Here is a 23,257-nt window from a genome sequence, read left to right as displayed (position 1 = left end):
ATGGCGTCAGCTCCTCAGCAGCAGGGCGGAGGTCGGCACACCCTCGCCGGCGGTGACCAGACAGGTGGCGGCGCCCGGGACCTGCGCGGTACTGGTCCCGCGCAACTGCTTCACGCCTTCGTTGACGAGGTTGAACCCGTGGACGTACGCCTCGGACAGTCCGCCGCCCCCGGTGTTGAGGGGCAGCCGCCCGCCGAGCTCCAGCGCTCCACCCTCGGTGAAGGCCGCGCCCTCCCCCCGGCCGCAGAAGCCGTAGCCCTCCAGGGAGAGCGGTATGAGGGGCGTGAAGGCGTCGTAGATCTGCGCGACGTCCACGTCGTCCGGGGTGAGGTCGGCGTGCTTCCACAGATGCCGGGCGGCCGTCCACGCCGGACCGGTGAGCGGGTCGTCGTTCCAGTAGTTGACCATGCCGTGGTGCTGGGCGGGGAGTCCCTGGGCGGCGGCATGGACGTACACCGGCCGGTGCCGGCAGTCGCGGGCGCGGGCGGCGGAGACGAGGACGCAGGCCAGCGCCCCGTCCGTCTCCAGGCAGTTGTCGAAGAGGCACAGCGGCTCACTGATCCACCGGGAGGTCATGTACATCTCCCGCGTCAGCGGGCGCTCGTACATGATCGCGGCGGGGTTCTGGTTGGCCCTGTTGCGGCAGGCGAGGGCCACGTTGAAGAAGTGGTCCCGGGTGGCGCCGTACTCGTGCATGTACCGGCGGGCCAGCATCCCGATCTCGTCGGCCGGCCTCAGCAGCCCGAAGGGGCGGGTCCACTGGGCGGGAGCGGGCAGTTGGACGGCCGTGTTCCGCCAGGGCCGGGGCCCGCTGCCGCGCTTGCGGGACCGCCAGGCCACGCCGACGGTCGCCTGCCCGGTTGCCACGGCGGCGGCGAGGTGCGCGACGGTGGCGCAGGAACCGCCGCCGCCGTACCCGACCTTGCTGAAGAAGGTGAGGTCCCCGAGCCCGAGGGCCTTCGCCACCTCCACCTCGTCGGTCTCCTCCATGGTGTACGAGGCGAGCGCGTCGACCTCGCCGGGCGCGATCCCGGCGTCGTCGAGGGCCGCGAGGACGGCACGGCAGGCCAGGGCCTTCTCGGACTCGGGGAGCCGCTTGGCGAAGGCGGTCTGGCCGATGCCGACGACGGCGGTGGCGTCCTTGAGCCCGGCCATGGATGCACCACTCCCCCCGAACGGTTTGCTGACAGTCCGTCAGGCTACAGCTAATCTGACGGTCAGTCAGCTACGCGGACCGTAGGGAGGTAGCCGTGCGCGGTGACGTGGAGTGGGGCAGCATCCCGGAACTGGTCCGGAGCGCCGCCCGTCGCTACGGCGACGGGGAGGCGGTGGTCGAGGGCCGCACCCGGATCTCGTACGCCGAACTGGGCGCCCGCGCGGAACGCGCGGCGGCGGCATGCATCGCGAACGGCGTCGCCCTGGGCGACCGCGTGGCGATCTGGGCCCCCAACGCCCTGGACTGGATCGTCTCGGCCCTCGGCGCGGTCTCGGCGGGCGCCGTCCTGGTCCCCCTCAACACGCGCTTCAAGGGCACCGAGGCCGCGTACGTCCTGGCGCGGAGCCGGGCGAAACTGCTGTTCGTGACGGGCACGTTCCTCGGCACGTCGTACGTCGCCTCGCTGCGGCGGGCGGCGGGGGACGGCCCCGCAGGCGGCGCCGGTGGCAGCCTCGGAGACGGAGGTGGCGGCCTCGGAGACGGAGGTGGCGGCCCGCTGCCTCGCCTGCCCCACCTGGAGCAGGTGGTGGTGCTGGCGGACGACGCCCCCGCCGACTTCCGCGCCTGGAAGGACTTCCTGGCCGACGGGGAGGGCGTCGGGGAACGGGCGGTACGCCGCCGGGCGGCCGCCGTGACCGGCGAGGCGCCGTCGGACATCGTCTTCACCTCCGGCACGACGGGCCGCCCCAAGGGCGCGGTGATCACCCACGCCCAGACGCTACGGGCGTACGGGATCTGGACGGACCTGGCGGGCCTGAGCCGGGGCGACCGCTATCTGATCGTCAACCCCTTCTTCCACACCTTCGGCTACAAGGCCGGAGTGCTGGCCTGCCTGATGCGGGGCGCGACGATGATCCCGCAGCCGGTGTTCAACGTGACCACGGCACTGGCGAACATCGCCGCGGAACGGATCTCGGTGCTCCCCGGCCCGCCCACCCTCCACCAGTCCCTCCTCGACCACCCCTCCCGCACCGCGCACGACCTCTCGGCCCTCCGCCTGGTGGTGACGGGAGCGGCGGTGATCCCGCTCCGCCTGGTGGAACGCCTGCGCGGGGAACTCGGCGTCGAGACGGTTCTGACGGCGTACGGCCTGTCGGAGGCCAGCGGCTTCGTGACGATGTGCCGTCGTGGCGACGACCCCTCGCTGATCGCGGCGACATCGGGACGGGCGATCCCCGGCACGGAGGTGCGGGTGGCGAACCCGAAGGGCGAGCCCCTGCCCCCGGGCACCCCCGGGGAGATCCTGGTCCGGGGGTTCAACGTCATGCGGGGCTACTACGAGGACGCCGCCGCCACGTCGGAGGTCCTGGCCCCGGACGGCTGGCTCCGCACGGGCGACGTGGGCGTATTGGACGAGGCGGGCAATCTGAGGATCACGGACCGGCTGAAGGACATGTACATCGTGGGCGGCTTCAACGCCTACCCGGCGGAGATAGAGCAACTGCTCGCCCTCCACCCGGACGTGGCGGACGCGGCGGTGATCGGCATACCGGACGCCCGGCTGGGCGAGGTCGGCAAGGCCTATGTGGTCCGCCGCCCGGGCTCCCTGCTGACGGGCGACGACCTGATCGCCTGGTCCCGCCGCGAGATGGCGAACTACAAGGTCCCGAGGGAGGTGGAGTTCGTCCCGGAGCTACCGCGGAACGCGAGCGGGAAGGTGGTGAAGGGGGAGCTCCGGTCCTAAGTCCGACGCAGGGGCATGTCTCGACCTCGCGACCGATGAACGCGCATCGGCCGCCACCTACCCTCGGAACTCATGGACAACGACGGCACACTCGACGAGGCATACGAACGGTTGCATCGGACAGGACCGGAGTTCGAGGGCTGGTTGAGCAATCACGGCCCCATGGCGGTGGAGTCCATGGTCCGGCGCGGACACGGGCGACAGGTCCACCGGTGGCTGGACGTCTACACCCGTCGACTGGACGATCTGCCACGCGGCACCTCGCCCGTCACGGCCGACGACTGGCGTACGGCGCTGGGTGACCCGCACCGTCTCGGCGACTGGCTCGCCTTCTTCGCGCACGAGGTGACGGAACGACCCTGGCGTACGGTCCTGGAGACATGGTGGCCGCGGCTGCTGCCGGGCATCGCGGCCGGCGCCACCCACGGCGTGATCCGCACCGGCCACGCGGTCAACGCCCTGCTGGACCACGAGGACGGGCCACGCCTGGCCGAACTGGGCCAGGCCCTCGGCTACTGGGCGGCGCGCTGGCAGCCGGTCCCCCCGGCCACCCCCTCCGGAACCGCCGACGCCACGTCCGCCCTCGCCGGGGTCCCGCGCGTGCCCGACCAGAGCGCGGGCATCAACCACCGGCTCGACCAGCTCACCGCCCTGACCGACTGGCCCGCCGCGCTGGCCGCACTGCGACCGGCCACCGATGCCGAGCAGGCCCGGGACCGGCTGGCCGACCTGACGACCGCCGCCGTCCTGCGCTACCTCACGACCGCACACGGCTCGGCCGTCATGCTGGTCCACTCGGCGACCGCCCCCATGGCCGTCCTGCGCACCCTGCCCGCGCTGCCCCGCACCCAGTGGGCCAGGAGCTTCGACGCCGCGTGGGCCGCGAGCGCCGCCGTGACCGCGGCCTACACCCCCGCCGCCCCCGCACCCCGCCACAGCCTCCCCCCGGCCCCCGAGTCGGCGGAGGAGGTGTTCACCCTGGCCGTCCGCCACGGCGACGAACACGTCATCAAACTCGCGGACACCAGCCTGGAGATCCACCAACGCACGGGCGATCCGGACGCGTTGGCGACGGTACTCCGAGCGACGGAACTGATCGACGAGCTGTGAGGGGCTCGGCTGTTGCCGGCCGGGGGTGGTGATGTGGCCGTTGGGCCGCCCCGCTTCTTGGCCAGTGTCGTGCTTCCGCGGTCGGAGTAAAGGGCGCTGCGTTCCGCTGCGCTGCACTCCGCGTCGCCTGCGACGATCGGCCTCCGGCCACCCCTGGACTCGGCCTGCTCCGGCCCGGGTGAGAAGCGAGCGGGGGGCCGGGGGTGTAGGGGGGCGGGGGACTGTTGGCTGTGCAGTGCCCGGCGATGGGGGTGCGTCCGCGCCTCGCGTGCACGCCGGGTGGGCTAAGCGACTGCGGCAAGCGGCGGCGGGACGCGTCCGCCGCGTTCTCCTCACCCCACGGCACTCCCCTAGCGGGCCCTGGCGGCAGCCAGAGCGCCACGAACCTCCTGGATCATCCGCGCAGGGCGGTGGAACACGTCCTCGGCGGTGAAACGGAGGAGGCTTCACACCTCGGGGCACTGAAGGATCTGGTTGAACCGGGCGACGTCGCGCCGGTGGGACTCCCGGGTGCCGTGGTAGGCGTAGCCCTCGATCTCGACGGCCAGGCCCTCGGGGCGGAAGAGGAAGTCGAGGTAACGGCGGCGACCGTCCGGGGTGTGTACCACGGCCTGCGTCTCGGGGCGCAGACCTGCGTCGAACAGGCGCAGACGGGCGACTGTCTCCGCGGGTGAGCCTGCGCGGGGGTCGGCGAGCCGCAGCCAGTCCCGAGCGCGGGCGGCTCCGAGAAGCGGCGCTTCGAGTGCGATGAAGAGCGCAGCGAGGGTGGTGAGCGGGGCGCGGCGCACACGGCCGACGTTCCGGTAGCCGAGCGCGGACTCGACGGCCACGAGCGCGTCGTTCCTCGGCCCGCTTCGCAGAAGGTCGGTGAGGGTGCGGGGGACAGCGGTGACGCGCAGCCCGCACCGCCGCACGACGTCGGCTTCGGCGAGAGGGGTCCGGTGCACACGCACGCCCGCGACGCCCGTCCGGACGCGGAGCCCCGGGTCGGTGAACTCGAGGTCCGGCGGCTCTCCGTGCCCCGGACCCGCGCCGAGCGTCTCGACATGCCAGAGTGCGGCCGCCGAACGGTGACTCACCACGAGCTGTGGCTTGAGGAGCTGCGCAGCCGTCAACCGCACGACCAGGCCCACGTCCCGCCCCGGCGCGGCCCAGGCGCCACTGCGAACCCGCGTCCACCCCTCCGCCCTCAGCCGCCGGAAGAGGGAAACCCTGGGGACCCGGCCTCAAGGGCTCGCGAGGTGAGCAGCACGCCCCGTTCGACGAGCGCCCCCGACTCCACCCACTCCATGCCCCCATGGTGCCGAACCGCCCCCCACCGGGCTGCTCCCTGTGGACAACCCCGGAAGGCGCCACGGATTGGCAGATGCGTTCCGGGGGCGGCCGCGGGAATCTGGTGCAACACGTGCCATCGGTGGAACGGATCTGCCGATCGCCGCCTGACTTGGACACACCTCGGCCGCGGCGGCTCCCCCTCCGCGCCGCCGCGGCCGATCCCCGTGTGGGAGGAAGGTCTAGCTGGGGTCGGACGTGATGTGGACGTTGTCCGGCTTGAAGATGCCGTTGTCCTCGGCCTCGGTGATGTGGACGTTGTCCGGCTTCACCGTGCCCTCGTCCTTGCTGCCGGTGATGTGGACGTTGTCCGGGTCGACGACCGGCTCGTCTTTCGTGGTGTCGCTCATGGTGCTTCCTCCCCTTGTGATGCAACTGGCAGATGGGGGCCCGCTCGGCCGTTCCCCCGAATGGACGGCCGGGCGGGCTACCGGGTCGCCTCACCCTAGACCGTGGGCAGGACGACCTCGTCGGCGGTCCGTCTGCCCCCCGGCGCAACGGATCGACACAACGAGAATGCCGTCCGGCGATAAACGAACGATGAACGCCGCAGCGAGGCCTACGCGGCAGCGGCCGGCGCCAGCAGCGCCCGGACGGTCTCGGCCTCGGGGGAGCCCAGCGCCTCGTAGGTGGCTAGGGCTTCCTGCCAGCACACTTGGGCCCTTCCCGACTGTCCGATCCCGCTGAGAGCCCGGCCCAGCACGGTGAGGACATTGCCGCGCCGCCACTCCCCGCCGATGCCGCGCAGCACGGTCAGCGCGGCCTCGGCGTTGGTCGAGGCCTGTGCGGGGCGTTGCGCCGCCAGGTCCATCTCGGCGAGCCTGAGCAGGGTCATTCCCTCCCAGAGGCGCTGGCGGCTGTCATGGAAGACCTTCAGGGCCGCGTGCAACTGATCGTTGGCCTCCCCGTACAAACCGTTCTCGGTGAGGGCCATACCCAGTGCATAGCGACCGTTGGCGCCCTTCAGGGCGTGCCCCAGCACCTCATACGTCTCGACACCTTGCTGGGCGAGCACCACGGCACTGCGCGGCCGCCGCGTGGCGAGGTGGATACGAGAGAGGTTGCACAGGACACTCGCTTCCCCAGCCAGGTCTTCGCAGTCCCGGAAGTTCGCAAGCGCCTGCTCCAAGTGGCCTTCGGCGTCCGCGTAGCGGCTCTGGTAGAAGGCCATGGCCCCGCGAATGTTGGCTGCCCAGCACCGGGCCAGGGGGTCGGTACGGGAATCGGCGAGTTGCAGGGTCTGGCGTGCTGCGTCGTCCGCTTCGGCGAAGCGCCCGGAAAGGTGATGGGCGACGGCGAGGACGACGGAGGCGCGCCCCTCCGTCTGCCGGTCCTGGCAGGAGCGCGCGGCGTCGCGCAGGGCGATGGCTACGGCCTCGTATTCCCTGGCGTTGGCACCGGACTCCGAGAGATCGACTGCCGCCCACAGGAGGTCGATGGCGCGGATCAACGTTCCGGACGTCCCGAATTGGCGCATGCAGGCGAGCAGGCAGACCGCCTCCGCATACAACCAGTCCTGCGCCTCATGCCGGTCCACGAACGTCAGCCCCGGGTGCTCGGTCCGCTGGAGATGGTCCACCAGTCGGTCCCCGGGGCGTTCGAGCGCGTACACCCCCGCCGCCGTGGCCAGATAGAAGTCCAGCAGTCGGGACATCGCCGCGTCCCGCTCGCTCGGTGGCTGCTCGTCCCGTTCGGCGCAGGCGCGGGCGTAGAGGCGGACCAGGTCGTGATAGCGGTAGCGGCCCGGGGCCGCCGATTCCAGCAGGGAGGTGTCAACCAGGGGCTCCAGCAGGTCCTCGGCCTCCTCCAGAGAGAGGTCCAGGACCGCGGCAGCGGCGGCCAGGGAGATGTCCGGCCCGTCTGCGAGGCCCAGGAGGCGGAACGCGCGGGCCTGGGCCGGTTCCAGTTGGCCGTAGCCCAGTTCGAACGTGGCCTTCACGGCCAAGTCGCCTGCCTGGAGCTCGTCCAGTCGACGCCGTTCGTCGGCCAGCTTCGCCGCGAGCACCGAAACGGTCCACGTCCTGCGCGCGGCCAACCGTGACGCCGCAATCCGGATGGCGAGCGGCAGGAAACCGCAGGCGGCCACCACGTCAAGCGCCGCCTCCCGCTCGGAGGTCACCCGCTCCTGACCCACGATTTTGGTGAACAGCGAGAGCGCCTCGTCCGGGGACATCACGTCCAGGTCCACCGGGTGCGCGCCTGGCAGGTCCACCATGCGCACCCGTGAGGTGATGAGTGCCGCGCAGCCCTCGGTGCCCGGCAGTAGCGGCCGTACCTGAGCTGCGTCCCTCGCGTTGTCCAGCAGGACCAGAACCCGGCGGCCGTCCAGTACGGAGCGGTAGAGGGCGGCTCGTTCCTCCAGCGAGTCCGGGATCGCCGAGTCCGCCGTGCCGAGGGCGCGCAGGAAGGAGCCGAGTACCGTCTCCGGCTCCGCCGCCCTCGGGCCCGCGCCCTGGAGGTCCACGTACAGCTGGCCGTCCGGAAAGGCGCTCCGGGCCTGATGTGCCACGTGCACGGCGAGGGTGGTCTTGCCGACGCCGCCGATGCCCGCCACCGCTGACACCGCCATCACCCGGCCGTCCGCCGACGCCAGTACCTCGCCCAGCTCGGCGACGAAAGCGGATCGGCCCGTGAAGTCCGGAACTGTCGCCGGCAGTTGTGCCGGCCGTACCGGGATCGCGGCCGGTTCCGGGGCCGGTGCCGACGGTTCCGCGAGTCCCGGGTCCGCCCGCAGGATCCGCTGTTGAAGTTCCTTCAGGCCCGGGCGGGGGTCGACGCCGAGTTCGTCGGCCAGCAGGCGGCGGGTGTCCGCGTAGACCGCCAGCGCCTCCGCCTGACGGCCCGAGCGGTACAGCGCCAGCATCAGCAGTTCGCGGAGGCGTTCGCGCAGGGGGTGGGCCGCCGTGAGGGCGGTCAGTTCCGAGACCGCCTCCGCGTGGCAGCCCTGCTCCAGGTCCATGTCCAGGCGGGATTCGAGGAGTTGGAGGCGCCATTCCTCCAGGCGTGTGCGCTGGGTCTCGGCGTACGGGCCGGGGATGTTCGCCAGCGGCTCGCCGTCCCACAGGGCCAGCGCCTCGTTCAGGATCTGCCGGGCCTGGCACAGGTCCCCGGAGTTCTTGGCCTTCTCCGCCCCCGCGGCCAGCTCCTGGGCAGCGGCGAGGTCCAAGGAGCGGGCGTCCGGGAGGTGCACCGCGTATCCGCCGGACTCGCTGACCAGCACGCCGGCGGAGAGGACCTTGCGCAGCCGGGAGGCGTACGTCCGTACGGCCGCCAGCGCCCGCGGCGGCGGCTCGTCGCCCCAGAGCGCGTCGATCAGCTCGGACGCCGTCGCCGTACGTCCCTCTCGCAGCAACAGCGCGGCCAGCAGGGCCCGTTGCTGCGGTGAGCCCGTGGCCAGCAGCTCCCCTCCGCGCCAGGCGCGCACCGGTCCGAGCACGCCGAAGCGCAGCGTCACCGATTCCTCGGGACCCTGCTGCTCAGGTACTCGCGGTACACCGTCCATCGCTGCCCCCTGGCCCCCCGCCGAACGTCCTCAATCAGGAGGCCAGTTTGCCTTGTTCATGGCGGATGCGTCAGCCATGGGAGACGCCGATCACAGGCTGTGGCGCGGGGCGTCACAGGGTCCTCACACGCTCTTCTCATGACGGAAGGCGCGGATTCACGCCGGGACAGCCCTGTTTGCTGACGACCCGTCAGATCAACGCTACCGTGACCGCCATGGAGACCTCGCCGAGCAACGCCACGTTCCCGCAGATCATCTCCGTCGACGACCACACCGTGGAGCCCCCGCACGTCTGGCAGGACCGGCTCCCCGCCAAGTACCGGGACATCGGTCCGCGAATCGTTCGCGCGCCCCTGAAGGAGCTGACGTTCCTGGGCGGGAAGTTCGCCCCCGTCATGGGGGAGCCCGGTGACGAGGGGCCGCTCGGGGACTGGTGGGTGTACGAGGACCTGCGCCGGCCCCTCACCCGACTCGACACCGCCGTCGGGTACGACAGGGACGAGATCAAGCTCGAGGTCATCACCTACGAGCAGATGCGGCCGGGCTCCTACGACGTGCCCGAGCGGCTCGCCGACATGGACGTCAACCATGTCCGGTCCGCCGTCTGCTTCCCCACCTTCCCCCGCTTCTGCGGGCAGACCTTCACCGAGGCCGAGGACCATGAGCTCGGGCTGCTGTGCGTCCGGGCGTACAACGACTGGATGGTGGAGGAGTGGTGCGGCCCGCAGGCGCACGGGCGTCTGATACCCCTCACCATCGTCCCCCTCTGGGACGCCCGTCTCGCCGCCGCCGAGGTGCGCCGCAACGCCGCGCGCGGGGTGCGCGCCGTCGCCTTCTCCGAGATCCCGCCCCGCCTCGGGCTGCCGTCCGTGCACTCCGACGACTGGGACCCCCTTCTCGCCGCCTGCGACGAGACCGGCACCGTCGTCGCCATGCACATCGGCTCCAGCAGCAGGATGCCGTCCACCTCCGCCGACGCCCCGCCCGCCGTCGGCTCCACCATCACCTTCGCCAACTGCTGCTTCTCGATGGTCGACTGGCTGATGAGCGGCAAGTTCGAGCGCTTCCCGAATCTGAAGGTGATGTACGCGGAAGGGCAGATCGGCTGGATCCCGTACATCCTGGAGCGCGCCGACGTCGTCTGGGAGGAGAACCGCGCCTGGGGCGGCGTCGCCGACAAGGTCCACCGCCCGCCGTCCGAGCTGTTCGCCGAGCATGTCTACGGCTGCTTCTTCGACGACGCCTTCGGGCTGCGGAACCTGGACTCCATCGGGGTCGGGAACGTCCTCTACGAGACCGACTATCCGCACTCCGACTCCACCTGGCCGAAGTCGCGCGAGGTCGGGGAGGCCCAGATGGGGCACCTGGACGCGGACGTGGTCGACCGGATCGTACGGCGCAACGCGATCGAGCTGCTCGGGCTGACCGAGGACGGCCTGTGGCCGGGCGGCGGGCGGTGAGCGGGGGCGCCCTGCGGTACGGGATGCAGCTGCCCGTCCAGTCCCGGTCCACGATCTACGCCGAGTCCTGGGAGGCCCATGCCGGGCCCGGCGACCTCGTCGCGATCGCCCGGGCCGCCGACGCCGCCGGGTTCGACTACGTCGCATGCTGTGACCACGTCGCCGTCCCGCGCCGGCTCGCCGCCGCGATGAGCACGGTCTGGTACGACCCCGTCGCCACCCTCGCCCATCTCGCGGGCGTCACCGGGCGGGTACGGCTGCTCAGCCATGTCGCGATCGTCGGGCTGCGGCATCCGCTCGTCACGGCCAAGCAGTACGCGACCCTCGACCATCTCTCCGGCGGACGGCTCGTCCTCGGGGTGGGGGCCGGGCATGTGCGGGAGGAGTTCGAGGCGCTGGGCGTGGACTTCGGGCAGCGGGGCGCCCTGCTCGACGAGGTGATCGACGCGCTCAGGGCGGCGCTGGGGCCGGACGAGTTCCCCGTCCACCACGGGAAGGCGTACGACTTCGAGGGGCTCGGGCAGCGCCCCCGGCCGGCCCAGCCCCGCATCCCGCTGTGGGTCGGCGGCTCGTCGTCCGCCGCCGTGCGCCGGGCCGCGCTGAAGGGTGACGGCTGGCTGCCCCAGGGGGATCCGCGCGACCGGCTGCCCGGGCAGATCGCCCGGCTGCGGCGGTTCCGCGAGCAGGCGGGGCTCGACGCCCCCTTCACCGTCGGCGCCATCACCGAACCGCTGTACGTCGGCGCGCCGGGCTGGGACGTCGGGTCGCGCACGGTCAACGGGGCGCCGGAGGCCGTCGCCGACTCCCTCCGCGCCTACCGCACGATGGGCGTGCACCAGATCCAGGTGCGGTTCCGCAGCCGGAGCCGCACCGAACTCATCGACCAGATCGCCGCGTTCGGGGCCGAGGTCGCGCCCCGTCTGGGCTGAGGAGGCAGGCCGCATGGGCAAGCTGGACGGGCGCGTCGTCATCGTGACCGGGGCGGCGCGCGGGCAGGGCGAGCAGGAGGCGCGGCTGTTCGCGGCGGAGGGCGCCCGGGTCGTCCTCGCGGATGTGCTCGACGACCAGGGGGAGGCCGTCGCCAAGGAGCTGGGACAGTCGTACGTCCGTCTCGACGTGGGGCGGGAGGACGACTGGACCGCCGCCGTGGCGCATGCGAAGGAGGCCTACGGGCGCGTCGACGGGCTGGTCAACAACGCCGGGATCCTGCGCTTCAACGCGCTGGTCGACACGCCGCTGGACGAGTTCATGCGGGTCGTCCAGGTCAACCAGGTCGGCTGCTTCCTCGGCATCAGGGCGGTGGCGCCCGAGATCGCGGCCGCCGGGGGCGGCACCATCGTCAACACCGCCTCGTACACCGCGCTGACGGGGATGGCGGCCGTCGGCACCTACACGGCGACCAAGCACGCCGTCCTCGGCCTCACCCGCGTCGCCGCGATCGAGCTGGCGCCGGAGGGGATCCGGGTCAACGCCGTGTGCCCCGGCGCCGTCGACACCCCGATGGCCAATCCGGCCCAACTGGACCCGCACGCGGACGCGGGGGAGATGTCCCGGGCCCTCGACGAGGTGTACGGCAGGCTCGTGCCGCTCGGCCGGATCGGCAGGCCGGAGGAGGTGGCGAGGCTCGCCCTCTTCCTGACCTCGGACGACTCCTCGTACATCACCGGACAGCCGTTCGTGATCGACGGCGGCTGGCTGGCCGGGGTCTCCATTCTCTGACGGTTGGTCAGCTATTGACGCTCCCGGCGACCGGTGTCAGAGTCGGCCGCAGATAAAACTGACGGTTAGTCAGATAGGGCCGTGCGTGGGGCACTCCCGTCGGCGGCACACTCTCGTGGGGACGGTGAAACTCCGTGGAATTCGGGCTCTTTGTACAGGGATACGTGGGAAAGCGGGCCGGGACCGACCCGCTCGCGGAGCACAAGGCGCTGATGGAGGAGACCGAGTACGTCATCCAGGCGGACGTGTCCGGCTTCAAGTACGCCTGGGCCTCCGAGCACCACTTCCTGGAGGAGTACTCGCACCTCTCCGCCAACGACGTCTTCCTCGGCTATCTCGCCCACGCCACCGAGCGCATCCACCTCGGCTCCGGGATCTTCAACCCCCTCGCCCAGGTGAACCACCCGGTGAAGGTCGCCGAGAAGGTCGCCATGCTCGACCACCTCACCGAGGGCCGCTTCGAGTTCGGCAGCGGCCGGGGCGCGGGCTCCCACGAGATCCTCGGCTTCCTCCCCGGCATCACCGACATGAACCACACCAAGGAGATCTGGGAGGAGACCATCGCCGAGTTCCCCAAGATGTGGCTCCAGGACGAGTACGCCGGCTTCCGGGGCAAGCACTGGCAGCTCCCGCCGCGCAAGGTGCTCCCCAAGCCGTACGGGAAGTCGCACCCCGCGATGTGGTACGCGGCCGGGTCCCCGCCCTCGTACGCCATGGCCGCCCGCAAGGGCCTCGGGGTGCTCGGGTTCAGTGTGCAGAAGGTCTCCGACATGGAGTGGGTGCTGGAGCAGTACAAGACGGCGGTCGTGGACGCCGAGCCCGTCGGGGACTTCGTCAACGACAACGTGATGGTGACGACCACCGCGGTGTGCGCGCCCACGCACGAGGAGGCGGTCCGGATCGCGGCGGCCGGGCAGCTGCACTATCTGCCCTCCCTCGTCTTCCGCTACCACGACACCTTCCCCCGCCCGGAGGGCTTCCCGGTCTGGCCGGAGACGCTGCCCGAGTACACCGAGGAGTTCATCGAACTCCTCGTCGAGGAGGAGCTGCTCATCTGCGGCGACCCGGACGAGGTCCTCACCCAGTGCAAGCGGTGGGAGCAGGCCGGGGCCGACCAGCTCAGCTTCGGGCTGCCGGTCGGGATCCCGAAGGAGGAGACGCTCCAGACGATCCGGCTGATCGGCGAGCACGTCATCCCGAAGATCGACACGGACCCGGTGCACCGCACGACCCGGTTCCGTCAGGCCGTCTGAGGGGGTGCCCCGCATGCTCGACCACGTCATCAGGGGCGCGACCGTCGTGGACGGGACCGGCGCGCCCGGCTACAGCGCCGACGTCGGGATACGGGACGGCCGTATCGCCGCCGTAGGGCGGATCACCGAGGCGGCCCGGGGCAGTGAGGACGCCACCGGCCTGGTGCTCGCCCCCGGCTTCGTCGACCCGCACACCCACTACGACGCCCAGCTCTTCTGGGACCCGTACGCGACCCCCTCCCTGAACCACGGCGTCACCACGGTCGCCGCCGGCAACTGCGGCTTCACCCTCGCCCCGCTCAACCCCGCGCGGCCCGCCGACGCCGACTACACCCGCCGGATGATGTCCAAGGTGGAGGGGATGTCCCTGGTCGCCCTGGAGGAGGGGGCGCCCTGGAACTGGCACGGGTTCGGGGAGTACCTCGACGCCCTCGAAGGCAGGATCGCCGTCAATGCGGGCTTCATGGCGGGGCACTGCGCGCTGCGCCGCCATGTGATGGGCCGGGACGCGGTCGGCGGACAGCCCACCCCCGAGCAACTGGACGCCATGGTCCGGCTGTTCCACGAGGCCATGGACGCGGGGGCCTGGGGCCTGTCCACCACCCAGTCGTCCACGCACTTCGACGGCGACGGCGCCCCCGTCGCCTCCCGCCACGCCCGTCCGGCCGAGCTGCTGGCCCTGTCCCGGGCCGTGGGCGAGCACGAGGGCACCCAGATCGAGGCGATCGTGGCAGGCTGCCTCGACCGGTTCAGCGACGCCGAGATCGACCTGCTGGTGGAGATGAGCGCGACGGCGGGACGGCCCCTGAACTGGAACGTGCTCACGATCGACGCCGCCGTCCCCGAGCGGGTGCCGCGTCAGTTGCTCGCGAGCGAGCGCGCCCGGAAAGCGGGCGGCCGGGTGGTCGCCCTCACCATGCCGATCCTCACCCCGATGAACATGTCGCTCGGCACCTTCTGCGCCCTCAACCTGATCCCCGGCTGGGGTCCGGTGCTGAGCCTTCCGGTGCCCGAGCGGATCGCGAGGCTCCGGGACCCGCAGGTCCGGGCCGAGCTGCTGCGGCGGGCCGGCTCCAAGGAGGCGGGCGTCTTCCGGCGCCTCGCCGACTTCGGACGGTACGTCATCGGGGACACCTACAGCCCGCGCAACGAGGGCCTGACCGGGCGGGTGGTGCGGGACATCGCGGCCGAGCGCGGCCAGGACACCTTCACCTGCCTGGTCGAGATCTGTGCCGACGACGACCTGCGCACGGTCCTGTGGCCCATGCCCACCGACAACGACCCGGACTCCTGGGCGCTGCGCGCCGAGACCTGGCGCCACCAGGACGTCCTGCTCGGCGGCTCCGACGCGGGGGCCCATCTGGACCGGATGTGCGGGGCGCCGTACACCACCCGGTTCCTCGGGGACTGTCTGCGCGGCCGGCGGCTGGTGCCGCTGGAGCGGGCCGTGAGGATGCTGACCGACGATCCCGCGCAGCTGTTCGGGCTGCGGGAGCGGGGCCGGGTGCGGGCGGGCTTCCACGCGGACCTGGTCCTGTTCGACCCGGAGCGCGTCGACGCCGGTCACGCCACCCTGGTGCACGACCTGCCGGGGGAGAGCCCGCGTCTGGACTCCCGGGCGATCGGGGTGAACGCGGTCTGGGTCAACGGCGTCGAGGCGATCCGGGACGACGTGGTGACCGGGGCCGTGCCGGGCCGGGTGCTGCGCTCCGGACGGGACACCAGGACGGTGAGCACCACGTGACCGAGCGGCAGCGGCTGTTCATCGGCGGCGCCTGGGTCGAACCCGAGGACGGGCACCACCCGGTCGTCGACCCGGCGACCGAGGGGATCGCCGGCTGGGCTCCGGAGGCCTCGCGGGACCAGGTGCACGCGGCCTGCGCGGCGGCCCGCGAGGCGTTCGGGCCCTGGTCGCGGACGGCGCCGGAGGAGCGGGCGGCGGTGCTGGCGCGGGCGGCGGAGGTGATACGGCGCAACCTCGTGCCGTACGCGGAGCTGGCGCAGGCCGAGAGCGGCGCCACGACCCGTACCGCGCGCGGGATGCAGGTGGGTGTCGCGGCAGCCCGGTTCCGGCGGTACGCGCGCGTGGAGCCCGTGGAGCAGCCGCTGCCGCCGCAGATCAACGAGGCGGGCCCGTTCGGTCCGGCGGCGGTCGTCGGCGCGGTCGCGGAGCGCCGCCCGGTCGGCGTGGTCACCTGCATCACCTCGTACAACAACCCGTGGGCGAACCCGGCGGGCAAGGTCGCGCCCGCCCTGGCCATGGGCAACACGGTGGTGGTCAAGCCGGCTCCGCAGGATCCGCTGTCCGTGTACCGCATGGCCGAGGCCCTCCAGGAGGCGGGCGCGCCGCCGGGTGTCGTGAACGTGGTGAGCGGTTCACGGCCGGAGGTCGGCGAGGCGGCCGTCGACTGCCCTGAGGTGGACATGGTGAGCTTCACCGGGTCCACGGCCGTGGGGCAGCGGATCGCCGAGGTGTGCGGCCGGTCCATGAAGCGGCAGCTGATGGAGCTGGGCGGCAAGGGCGCGGCGCTGGTCTTCGACGACGCGGACCTGGACGCGGCGGTGGCCGGGATCGGGACGACGTTCTCCTTCTACAGCGGCCAGATCTGCACGGCACCCACCCGGGTGATCGCCCAGCGGGGCGTCCACGACCGGCTGGTGTCCGAACTGGCCGCCCACGCCCGGCGGCTGACGGTCGGGGATCCGCGCGCGCCGGGCACGGTGGTGGGTCCGGTGATCTCGGCGGCGCACCGGGACCGCGTGGAGGCGTATGTGGAGTCGGGCCGCAAGGACGGCGCGCGGCTGGTCGTCGGGGGCGAACGCCCGCCGTACGACCGGGGCTTCTATGTGGCGCCCACGCTCCTCTCGGACTGCACGCCCGACATGCGGGTGGTCCGGGAGGAGATCTTCGGCCCGGTGGTCGTGGTGATGCCGTTCGAGGACGAGGAGGAGGGCATCGCCCTGGCCGACGCCACCGACTACGGCCTCATCGACTACGTCTGGTCCCGGGACGTGGCCCGTGCGTTCCGGGTCGCCCGCCGGCTGCGGGCCGGCCAGGTGGGCGTCAACACCGTCGGCCGCAACATGGAGGCCCCGTTCGGCGGCTTCAAGAGGAGCGGGGTGGGCCGGGACGTCGGCGCGTACGCCCTGCACGCGTACAGCGAGCTGCAGGCGATCGTGTGGCCGGGGTGAGCGGACCGGCCGGGGACCGCCTCAGGCGTCCAGGTCCACCCGGACCGTGAGCAGTTGCGTGCCGAGCGCCTGTACCGCCGTGCTGTTGAGGCGGGGCAGCGTCCGCAGCCGGGCCCGGGCGTCGTCGTCGGGGAGCGGATGGGCCGTGCCCGGGTACCAGCGTCCCCCGATGCGGACCCGCACCCGGGGATCGGCCTGGATGTTGCGGATGTACTGGGACTTCTCGCCGTGCTCGGACACCAGCCAGAAGGAGTCGCCGATGCGGCGCCCGCCGAGGGGTGTCCGGCGCGGCAGGCCCGAGACGCGGCCCGTGGTCTCCAGGAGCGTCTGGAGCGGCATACGGCGCTGTACCGGATTGACGACATGGCGCTGGAGCGCCGTGACCGCGCGGTATTTGAGGTCGGTGAAGCCCGGCATGGTCGTGTGTTCCCCCTGACGACGTGAAGAGCGAGACCCTCCGCGCAGTCTGGCAGACGGCTCAGCCGGGCGCGCGGAAAAGACCGCGCGCCCCGAGAGGAGGACCGCCGCGCCCCCGGTGGCCGGCCGGTGGCCCAGGGCGCTACGACCGGCCCAGGAAGATCGGGTTCGTGAACGCGGCCAGGACCCCCGGCACCGGACCCGCCGCCGCCTCGTGCCGCAGCTCCGCCCGGACATAGGCCGCGTACGACGGGGTCGTGTGCCACTCCACCGTGCCCGACCCCGACACCGGCAGCGGATCGCTCGTGAACAGCGTGCCCTGGTCGGTGACGAAGCGGACCGTGCAGCGGGGCGCGCCCTGCGCCGCCAGCCGGACCGTGACCGGGGTGTCGCGGTCCACCCGCAGCCGCTCGCCGATCCCCGCGTGCTCGCCGTGGCCGCCCGAGACGCCGAAGGTCAGCGAGACGTTCTTCGACTCGGCGACGTACGAGCGGCCCGCGCGGATCCCCTCCTGGACGGCCTCCCTGGTCAGGTCGTCCGCGAGGACCACCGTCTGCGGGGTGCCGATCGCGTCGGGGTCGCGGTGCGCGTCGCTGTTGCCCATCGCCGGGAGCCAGTGGCCGTGTCCCTCCCGGACCGACGCCACCAGCGTGTTGTCCCACTCCGCCAGCGTCGCCTCGTCGTCCGGGGTGAACGGGCCGTTCCACACCTCCACCGCGTCCGCCTCGGCGAAGCCGAACTTCCAGCCGCAGCCGACACAGGTGGCGTGCGGATGGGCGGGCACGACCAGTCCGCCCGCCCGGTGGATCTCCCGGGCGAACCGGGCCCAGCGGTTGTCACGCGCCCGGTAGCGCCAGTCGACGAAGGTGCCCGGGTCGGTGCCCAGCGCGAGCACATGGCCGTTCCGGGTCGTCACCTCCTCGCCCAGCATGATCAGCAGGTCGTCGCCCGCCTGGTCGGCCCAGTGGGCGTGCGAGGAGTTCGTGTTGTGTTCGGAGGTGTTGATGAAGTCCAGGCCCGCCGCCCGGGCCAGCGCCGCGATCTCGGCGGGCGTGCGGCGGCCGTCGGAGTACCAGGAGTGCATATGGCAGTCGCCGCGGTACCAGGCGCGGCCCCGCCCCTTGGCCCGGGACGGCGGGTACACCGGCGTCGGGGTGACGCCCTGCTCGCCGTAGGTGAGGGTGATGGTGATCTCGTAGGCCAGACCCTGCGGGGCCACCGTGTAGGGGCCTAGCGCGATGTGCCAGGTGCCGGGGTGCACCGGGCCGGGCAGATAGCCGGGGGTCGCGTCGTCCGCGCGGACGAAGAACTCGGAGCGCGCGCCGCCGGACCAGCCGCGGAAGCCCGTGCCGCCCAGCTCGGTGCCGCGCTCGTCGAAGAGGCCGATGTCGAGGGCGTTGCCCTGGGTGCCGGCCGGGACGGACGGCTTTTCGTAGGTGTAGGCGACCTTGATCTCCCGGACGCCCGCGGGGACGTCGACGGGGAGGTAGACGAAGTCGGGGGAGCCGGGCGGCAGGGTGCCGCGCACCGTCCTCGTCTCCTGGTTGTCGGCCGCCTCGGCCGCGGGACCGTCGGAGAAGCTCACGGTTCCCAACGTAAGGGCGACGGCCGCGCTCGTCACGAACAGTGCGCGTCTGCCGATGCCGTGGTCGTCCTCGCACATGCAGCTGCTCCCAACGTGTCGGATGACAGGGGGTGGGCAGGGGTCGCACCTGACACTGTCTCCTTCGGCCGTGAACTCCGGCGCACAGGAAGCCGATCGCCCGCCGCGTGTCGGCGGAACATCCGGTGCCCGTGCGAGCGCTGACACCCGTGGTGTCCGGCCGCCCTACCGTTGCCCGTCCGCCCCGCTGGGCTGATCACGGCAAACGTATGCTCGGAGGATGACGACTTCCGCGACCTCCGGAACCGGCCCCACCGAGAACTCCCTGCGTCGCGCCCTCAAACGTGCCCGAGAGGGTGTCGCACTCGACGTCACCGAGGCCGCGGTGCTGCTCCAGGCACGCGGCGCCGACCTGGACGACCTCGCCGCGTCCGCCGCCCGGGTGCGGGACGCGGGCCTCGCGGCCGCGGGCCGGCCGGGTGTCATCACCTACTCGAAGAGCGTCTTCGTCCCGCTGACCCGACTGTGCCGGGACAAGTGCCACTACTGCACCTTCGTCACGGTCCCCGGCAGGCTGCGCCGGGCCGGGCACGGGATGTTCATGTCTCCGGACGAGGTCCTCGACATCGCCCGCAAGGGCGCGGCCCTGGGCTGCAAGGAGGCCCTGATCACCCTGGGCGACAAGCCGGAGGACCGCTGGCCCGAGGCCCGCGAGTGGCTGGACGCGCACGGCTACGACGACACGATCGCCTATGTACGGGCCATCTCGATCCGGATCCTGGAGGAGACGGGCCTGCTGCCCCACCTCAACCCGGGCGTCATGTCGTGGACGGACTTCCAGCGGCTGAAGCCGGTGGCGCCGTCGATGGGGATGATGCTGGAGACGACGGCCCGGCGGCTGTGGTCCGAGCCGGGCGGACCCCACTACGGCTCCCCGGACAAGGAACCCGCGGTGCGGCTTCGGGTCCTTCAGGACGCGGGCCGCTCCTCGGTGCCCTTCACCTCCGGGCTCCTGATCGGGATCGGCGAGACCTACGAGGAGCGCGCCGAGTCGCTGTTCGCGCTGCGGAAGGTGGCGCGGGCGTACCACGGCGTGCAGGAGCTGATCATCCAGAACTTCCGCGCCAAGCCGGACACGGCGATGCGCGGAATGCCGGACGCGGAACTCGACGAACTGGTCGCCACGGTGGCGGTGGCCCGGCACATCATGGGCCCGAGTGCCTGCCTGCAGGCGCCGCCGAACCTGGTGGACGGCGAGTACGAGCGGCTCATCGGCGCCGGCATCGACGACTGGGGCGGGGTGTCCCCGCTGACCATCGACCATGTGAACCCGGAGCGGCCGTGGCCGCAGATCGAGCAGCTGCGGGAGCGTTCCGCGGCGGCCGGCTTCGAGCTGCGTGAACGCCTCTGTGTCTACCCGGAGTTCGTGCGGCGCGGGGAACCCTGGCTGGACCCGCGGCTGCGGCCGCACGTGGACGCCCTCGCCGACCCCGAGACGGGACTGGCCCGGGCGGACGCGGTGGTCGAGGGGCATCCGTGGCAGGAACCGGAGGAGGTGTTCACCTCCGCCGGGCGCACCGATCTGCACCGCACGATCGACACCGACGGCCGTACGGGCGACCGCCGGGACGACTTCGACGAGGTCTACGGCGACTGGGAGGCGCTGCGGGAGGCGGCCGCGCCGGGCATGGCGCCCGAGCGCATCGACGCGGACGTACGGGCGGCCCTGCGCACGGCGGCCGACGACCCCACGCGGCTGACGGACGCCGAGGCGCTGGCCCTGCTGCACGCGGACGGTCCCGCCCTCGACGCGCTGTGCCGGATCGCGGACGACGTACGCACGTCGGCAGTGGGTGACGACGTCACCTACATCGTCACCCGGAACATCAACTTCACCAACGTCTGCTACACCGGGTGCCGCTTCTGCGCGTTCGCCCAGCGCCGCACGGACGCCGACGCCTACACGCTGTCACTGGAGCAGGTCGCCGACCGGGCCCAGCAGGCGTGGGAGGTGGGCGCGGTGGAGGTGTGCATGCAGGGAGGCATCCATCCCGACCTGCCCGGAACGGCGTACTTCGACATCGTCAAGGCGGTGAAGTCCCGGGTCCCCGGCATGCATGTGCACGCCTTCTCCCCGATGGAGGTGGTGAACGGCGCCACCCGCACCGGACTGTCGATCCGCGAGTGGCTGACGGCGGCGAAGGAGGCGGGCCTCGACACGATCCCCGGCACGGCGGCGGAGATCCTGGACGACGAGGTCCGCTGGGTGCTCACCAAGGGCAAGCTGCCGACGGCGACCTGGATCGAGGTCGTCTCGACCGCCCATGAGCTGGGCATCCGGTCCTCCTCGACGATGATGTACGGCCATGTGGACCAGCCCCGCCACTGGCTCGGCCACTTCCGCACCCTCTCCCGCATCCAGCAGCAGACGGGCGGCTTCACGGAGTTCGTCACCCTCCCCTTCATCCACACCAACGCCCCCGTCTATCTGGCGGGCATCGCGCGCCCCGGCCCGACCCTGCGGGACAACCGCGCGGTGACGGCGATGGCGAGGCTGCTGCTCCATCCCCATATCCCCAACATCCAGACCAGCTGGGTGAAACTGGGGGCGGAGGGCGCGGCGGAGATGCTCCGCTCCGGCGCCAACGACCTGGGCGGCACGCTGATGGAGGAGACCATCTCCCGCATGGCGGGCTCCTCGTACGGCTCGTACAAGTCGGTCAGGGAGCTGGTCGCGGTGGCCGAGGCGGCGGGCCGCCCGGCGAAGCCCCGTACGACGCTCTACGGCGAGGTCCCGGAGGAGCGCCGGCGCGCGGCGGCGGCGTCGGACGGGCATCTGCCGGAACTGCTGCCGGTGCTGGACTGAGGGCGAGGCCGGCCCGGTCACCTCACCGTGCTCCTGTCGGGCAGCCGACGGGGGAGGCGTACGGTGGGGTCCGGGCCGGCGGGGATCCGTGGTTTCGTCGGTGCGGGTCCCGGCGGGGTCAGCTGTCCTCAGCGGCTGCTCCCGGCAGGTTGGTCACCAGGAGGACCACCCCGGTCAGGACGATGATGCGGGTGGCCGCGTCCAGACCGTTCCATGTCTTGGACTGCCACATCGCGAACCACTCCCCGCCTATCGCGATGAAGCCCGCGCCGAACAGCAGCAGAAGCATCGACAGGCCGACGGTGGACAGCCGACGGGCGCTCGGGTGGCGCCGGGCCCACAGCCAGGTCGCGGCGATCAGGAGCAGCGCCGCCGCCGTCTCCCAGACGATGATCGCGACGTAGGCGGAGTCCTGCAGGGCGTGCGAGGTGATCGCGTGCCACATCAGATCGTCGTCCTTGAACGTGGTGTCCATGGCTAGAACATGGCGGACGAACTGCTGGTTGGTCCCGAAGTCGGTGATGTTCCCGAACGCGACGAGTGCGATGTAGAGGGCGACGGTGCCGACGAGGGAGGTGGCGGCGACACGAAGTGCGGGCAGGGGACGGGAGGTTCTGGTTTCGGCCATGGTCCCACTATGGAGAGGGCTTCCGGCCGCTCCTAGATCATTTTCGGGCGCACACCGAAGTGTGGTGTGCATGACGGCCAGGCGCTCCCGACCGATCGTCTCCGTTCGATTACAGTGCTGCGCGTCGGACGTACGGGCGGTGCCAAGAGGAGGCCTGGGGTGGGTGCGACATCCGGTGCCGTCTGGGGTCGCACCGAGCAGCAGGACTTCCGCAGCCGTGTGCGCGGCACGCTGCTCGGCGCGGCCGTCGGCGACGCGCTGGGCGCTCCGGTCGACGGGCTGTCCCTGGAGCAGATCCGGGAGGCGCACGGGCCCGAGGGGCTCGCCGACCTCACCTCCGGACCCGGCGGGCGCGGCGCGATCAGCCGGCACACCCAGCTCACCCTGTTCTCCTTCGACGGGCTCGTCCGCGCCCAGGTCCGCCGGGACACGGGCGCCTGGCATCCGCCGACCGATCTGCACCGGGCGTACCTGCGCTGGGCGGTCACCCAGCACGACTGGGGGCCCGACGAGCGCCGCACGGAGGACGGCTGGCTGGCCCGCGAGGAGTGGCTGTACGCCCGCCGCTCCCCGTCCCGGGCCTGTCTGCTCGGACTCGGCGACGGCACCATGGGCACGCTGGACGCGCCCAAGAACCCCGGCGAGCCGGGCCCCGACGCGGCGGCCCGCTCCGCGCCCTTCGGGCTGCTCGTCGGCTGGGAGCCGCAGCTGGTGCTGCAACTGGCGATCGAGTGTGCGGCACAGACCCACGGGCATCCGACCGCGTACTTCGCCGCGGGCGCGTACGCCGTGATCGTGCACGCGCTGGCCCGCGGGGAGATCCTGGACTCGGCCGTACAGCGCGCACTCGCGCTGCTGGCCCCGCGGCCGGGACACCAGCCGGTCGGGGACGCACTGCAGCGCGCCCTGGGCGCCGTGCGGCAGGGCATGCCCACGCCCGCCCGGATCGAGGAGCTGGCCGGCGCCGGTACGGCGGACGGGGCGCTCGCGGTCGCCGTGTACTGCGCGCTCGTGGGGGAGGACGTACGGCACGCGTTGTGCCTCGCGGTGAACCACGGCGGGCCCTCGGCGGCCACGGGGGCGCTGACGGGCGGACTGCTCGGGGCGCTGCACGGCGAGACGGCCCTCCCGCCGGCCTGGCTGGCCGAACTGGAGGGCCGTCCCACGATGCTGGTGCTGGCGGACGACTTCGCCATGGAGATGACGCAGAGTCCCGCGCTGCACGGGCCGGGCGGATCGTCCCCGGGGTGGCTCGTGCGGTATCCGCGGGCGTAG

17 protein-coding genes are annotated in these 23,257 nt (G+C 72.2%); 10 read left to right on the top strand and 7 right to left on the bottom strand.

The window, feature by feature from the left end:
* Nucleotides 1-6: 6 nt before the first annotated feature.
* Nucleotides 7-1,155, bottom strand: coding sequence for a lipid-transfer protein (locus ACFY2Z_RS09790; protein WP_390743645.1), 1,149 nt, complete (start codon nt 1,153-1,155; stop codon nt 7-9).
* A gap of 95 nt (nt 1,156-1,250) precedes the next feature.
* Here ACFY2Z_RS09790 and ACFY2Z_RS09785 point away from each other — a divergent pair, with 95 nt between their 5' ends.
* Both ACFY2Z_RS09785 and ACFY2Z_RS09780 read left to right on the top strand, forming a co-directional pair.
* Nucleotides 1,251-2,900 (top strand): fatty acid--CoA ligase family protein, encoded by a 1,650-nt coding sequence (locus tag ACFY2Z_RS09785; RefSeq protein ID WP_390743644.1) that lies wholly within the window; start codon nt 1,251-1,253, stop codon nt 2,898-2,900.
* A 72-nt stretch (nt 2,901-2,972) separates the two neighbouring features.
* On the top strand, nt 2,973-4,010 hold the full coding sequence (locus ACFY2Z_RS09780; protein ID WP_390743643.1) for a questin oxidase family protein: 1,038 nt from the start codon (nt 2,973-2,975) through the stop codon (nt 4,008-4,010).
* A gap of 446 nt (nt 4,011-4,456) precedes the next feature.
* On the opposite strand, the gene ACFY2Z_RS09775 is transcribed toward ACFY2Z_RS09780, so the two are convergent.
* The 3 genes from ACFY2Z_RS09775 to ACFY2Z_RS09765 all read right to left on the bottom strand — a co-directional run bounded on the left by ACFY2Z_RS09775 (nt 4,457) and on the right by ACFY2Z_RS09765 (nt 8,844).
* Nucleotides 4,457-5,125, bottom strand: coding sequence for a hypothetical protein (locus tag ACFY2Z_RS09775; RefSeq protein WP_390743642.1), 669 nt, complete (start codon nt 5,123-5,125; stop codon nt 4,457-4,459).
* 399 nt (nt 5,126-5,524) lie between these two features.
* Nucleotides 5,525-5,692 (bottom strand): hypothetical protein, encoded by a 168-nt coding sequence (locus tag ACFY2Z_RS09770; protein ID WP_390743641.1) that lies wholly within the window; start codon nt 5,690-5,692, stop codon nt 5,525-5,527.
* A 209-nt stretch (nt 5,693-5,901) separates the two neighbouring features.
* Nucleotides 5,902-8,844, bottom strand: coding sequence for a BTAD domain-containing putative transcriptional regulator (locus ACFY2Z_RS09765; protein WP_390743640.1), 2,943 nt, complete (start codon nt 8,842-8,844; stop codon nt 5,902-5,904).
* A 215-nt stretch (nt 8,845-9,059) separates the two neighbouring features.
* On the opposite strand from ACFY2Z_RS09765, the gene ACFY2Z_RS09760 reads away from it, so the two are divergent.
* From ACFY2Z_RS09760 to ACFY2Z_RS09735, 6 genes are all read left to right on the top strand, one after another.
* Nucleotides 9,060-10,304, top strand: coding sequence for an amidohydrolase family protein (locus tag ACFY2Z_RS09760; RefSeq protein ID WP_390743639.1), 1,245 nt, complete (start codon nt 9,060-9,062; stop codon nt 10,302-10,304).
* Between the two features lie 23 nt (nt 10,305-10,327).
* Nucleotides 10,328-11,233: a TIGR03619 family F420-dependent LLM class oxidoreductase gene (locus ACFY2Z_RS09755; RefSeq protein ID WP_390743803.1), complete on the top strand. Its 906-nt coding sequence runs from the start codon at nt 10,328-10,330 to the stop codon at nt 11,231-11,233.
* A 13-nt stretch (nt 11,234-11,246) separates the two neighbouring features.
* Nucleotides 11,247-12,023 carry an SDR family NAD(P)-dependent oxidoreductase gene (locus ACFY2Z_RS09750; RefSeq protein ID WP_390743638.1) on the top strand — a complete coding sequence of 259 codons (777 nt, stop codon included), beginning with the start codon at nt 11,247-11,249 and terminating at the stop codon, nt 12,021-12,023.
* Nucleotides 12,024-12,157: 134 nt separating this feature from the next.
* Nucleotides 12,158-13,276, top strand: a complete 1,119-nt coding sequence (locus tag ACFY2Z_RS09745; protein ID WP_390743637.1) for an LLM class flavin-dependent oxidoreductase — start codon at nt 12,158-12,160, stop codon at nt 13,274-13,276.
* Nucleotides 13,277-13,289: 13 nt separating this feature from the next.
* On the top strand, nt 13,290-15,020 hold the full coding sequence (locus ACFY2Z_RS09740) for an amidohydrolase family protein (protein WP_390743636.1): 1,731 nt from the start codon (nt 13,290-13,292) through the stop codon (nt 15,018-15,020).
* Entirely contained in the window at nt 15,017-16,468 is a 1,452-nt protein-coding gene (locus tag ACFY2Z_RS09735) for an aldehyde dehydrogenase family protein (protein WP_390743635.1), read from the top strand. Before ACFY2Z_RS09740 ends, ACFY2Z_RS09735 begins: the two co-directional genes overlap by 4 nt.
* A 21-nt stretch (nt 16,469-16,489) precedes the next feature.
* Here ACFY2Z_RS09735 and ACFY2Z_RS09730 read toward each other — a convergent pair whose 3' ends face one another.
* Nucleotides 16,490-16,885, bottom strand: coding sequence for a nitroreductase family deazaflavin-dependent oxidoreductase (locus ACFY2Z_RS09730; RefSeq protein ID WP_390743634.1), 396 nt, complete (start codon nt 16,883-16,885; stop codon nt 16,490-16,492).
* A gap of 142 nt (nt 16,886-17,027) precedes the next feature.
* Complete coding sequence (locus tag ACFY2Z_RS09725) at nt 17,028-18,548, bottom strand: CehA/McbA family metallohydrolase (RefSeq protein ID WP_390743633.1); 1,521 nt, start codon at nt 18,546-18,548, stop codon at nt 17,028-17,030.
* 220 nt (nt 18,549-18,768) lie between these two features.
* On the opposite strand from ACFY2Z_RS09725, the gene ACFY2Z_RS09720 reads away from it, so the two are divergent.
* Entirely contained in the window at nt 18,769-21,354 is a 2,586-nt protein-coding gene (locus ACFY2Z_RS09720; RefSeq protein WP_390743632.1) for a bifunctional FO biosynthesis protein CofGH, read from the top strand.
* A gap of 118 nt (nt 21,355-21,472) precedes the next feature.
* Here the strand turns inward: ACFY2Z_RS09720 and ACFY2Z_RS09715 are convergent, their stop codons facing one another.
* Nucleotides 21,473-21,982, bottom strand: coding sequence for a DUF2165 domain-containing protein (locus ACFY2Z_RS09715; RefSeq protein ID WP_390743631.1), 510 nt, complete (start codon nt 21,980-21,982; stop codon nt 21,473-21,475).
* 159 nt (nt 21,983-22,141) lie between these two features.
* Here ACFY2Z_RS09715 and ACFY2Z_RS09710 point away from each other — a divergent pair, with 159 nt between their 5' ends.
* Nucleotides 22,142-23,257 carry an ADP-ribosylglycohydrolase family protein gene (locus ACFY2Z_RS09710; protein ID WP_390743630.1) on the top strand — a complete coding sequence of 372 codons (1,116 nt, stop codon included), beginning with the start codon at nt 22,142-22,144 and terminating at the stop codon, nt 23,255-23,257.

Source organism: Streptomyces sp. NPDC001222 (assembly GCF_042896945.1).
Classification (GTDB): domain Bacteria; phylum Actinomycetota; class Actinomycetes; order Streptomycetales; family Streptomycetaceae; genus Streptomyces; species Streptomyces gibsoniae.
The sequence above is the reverse complement of the archived record's forward strand: the minus strand, read 5'-3'. Positions and strand labels throughout refer to the sequence as shown.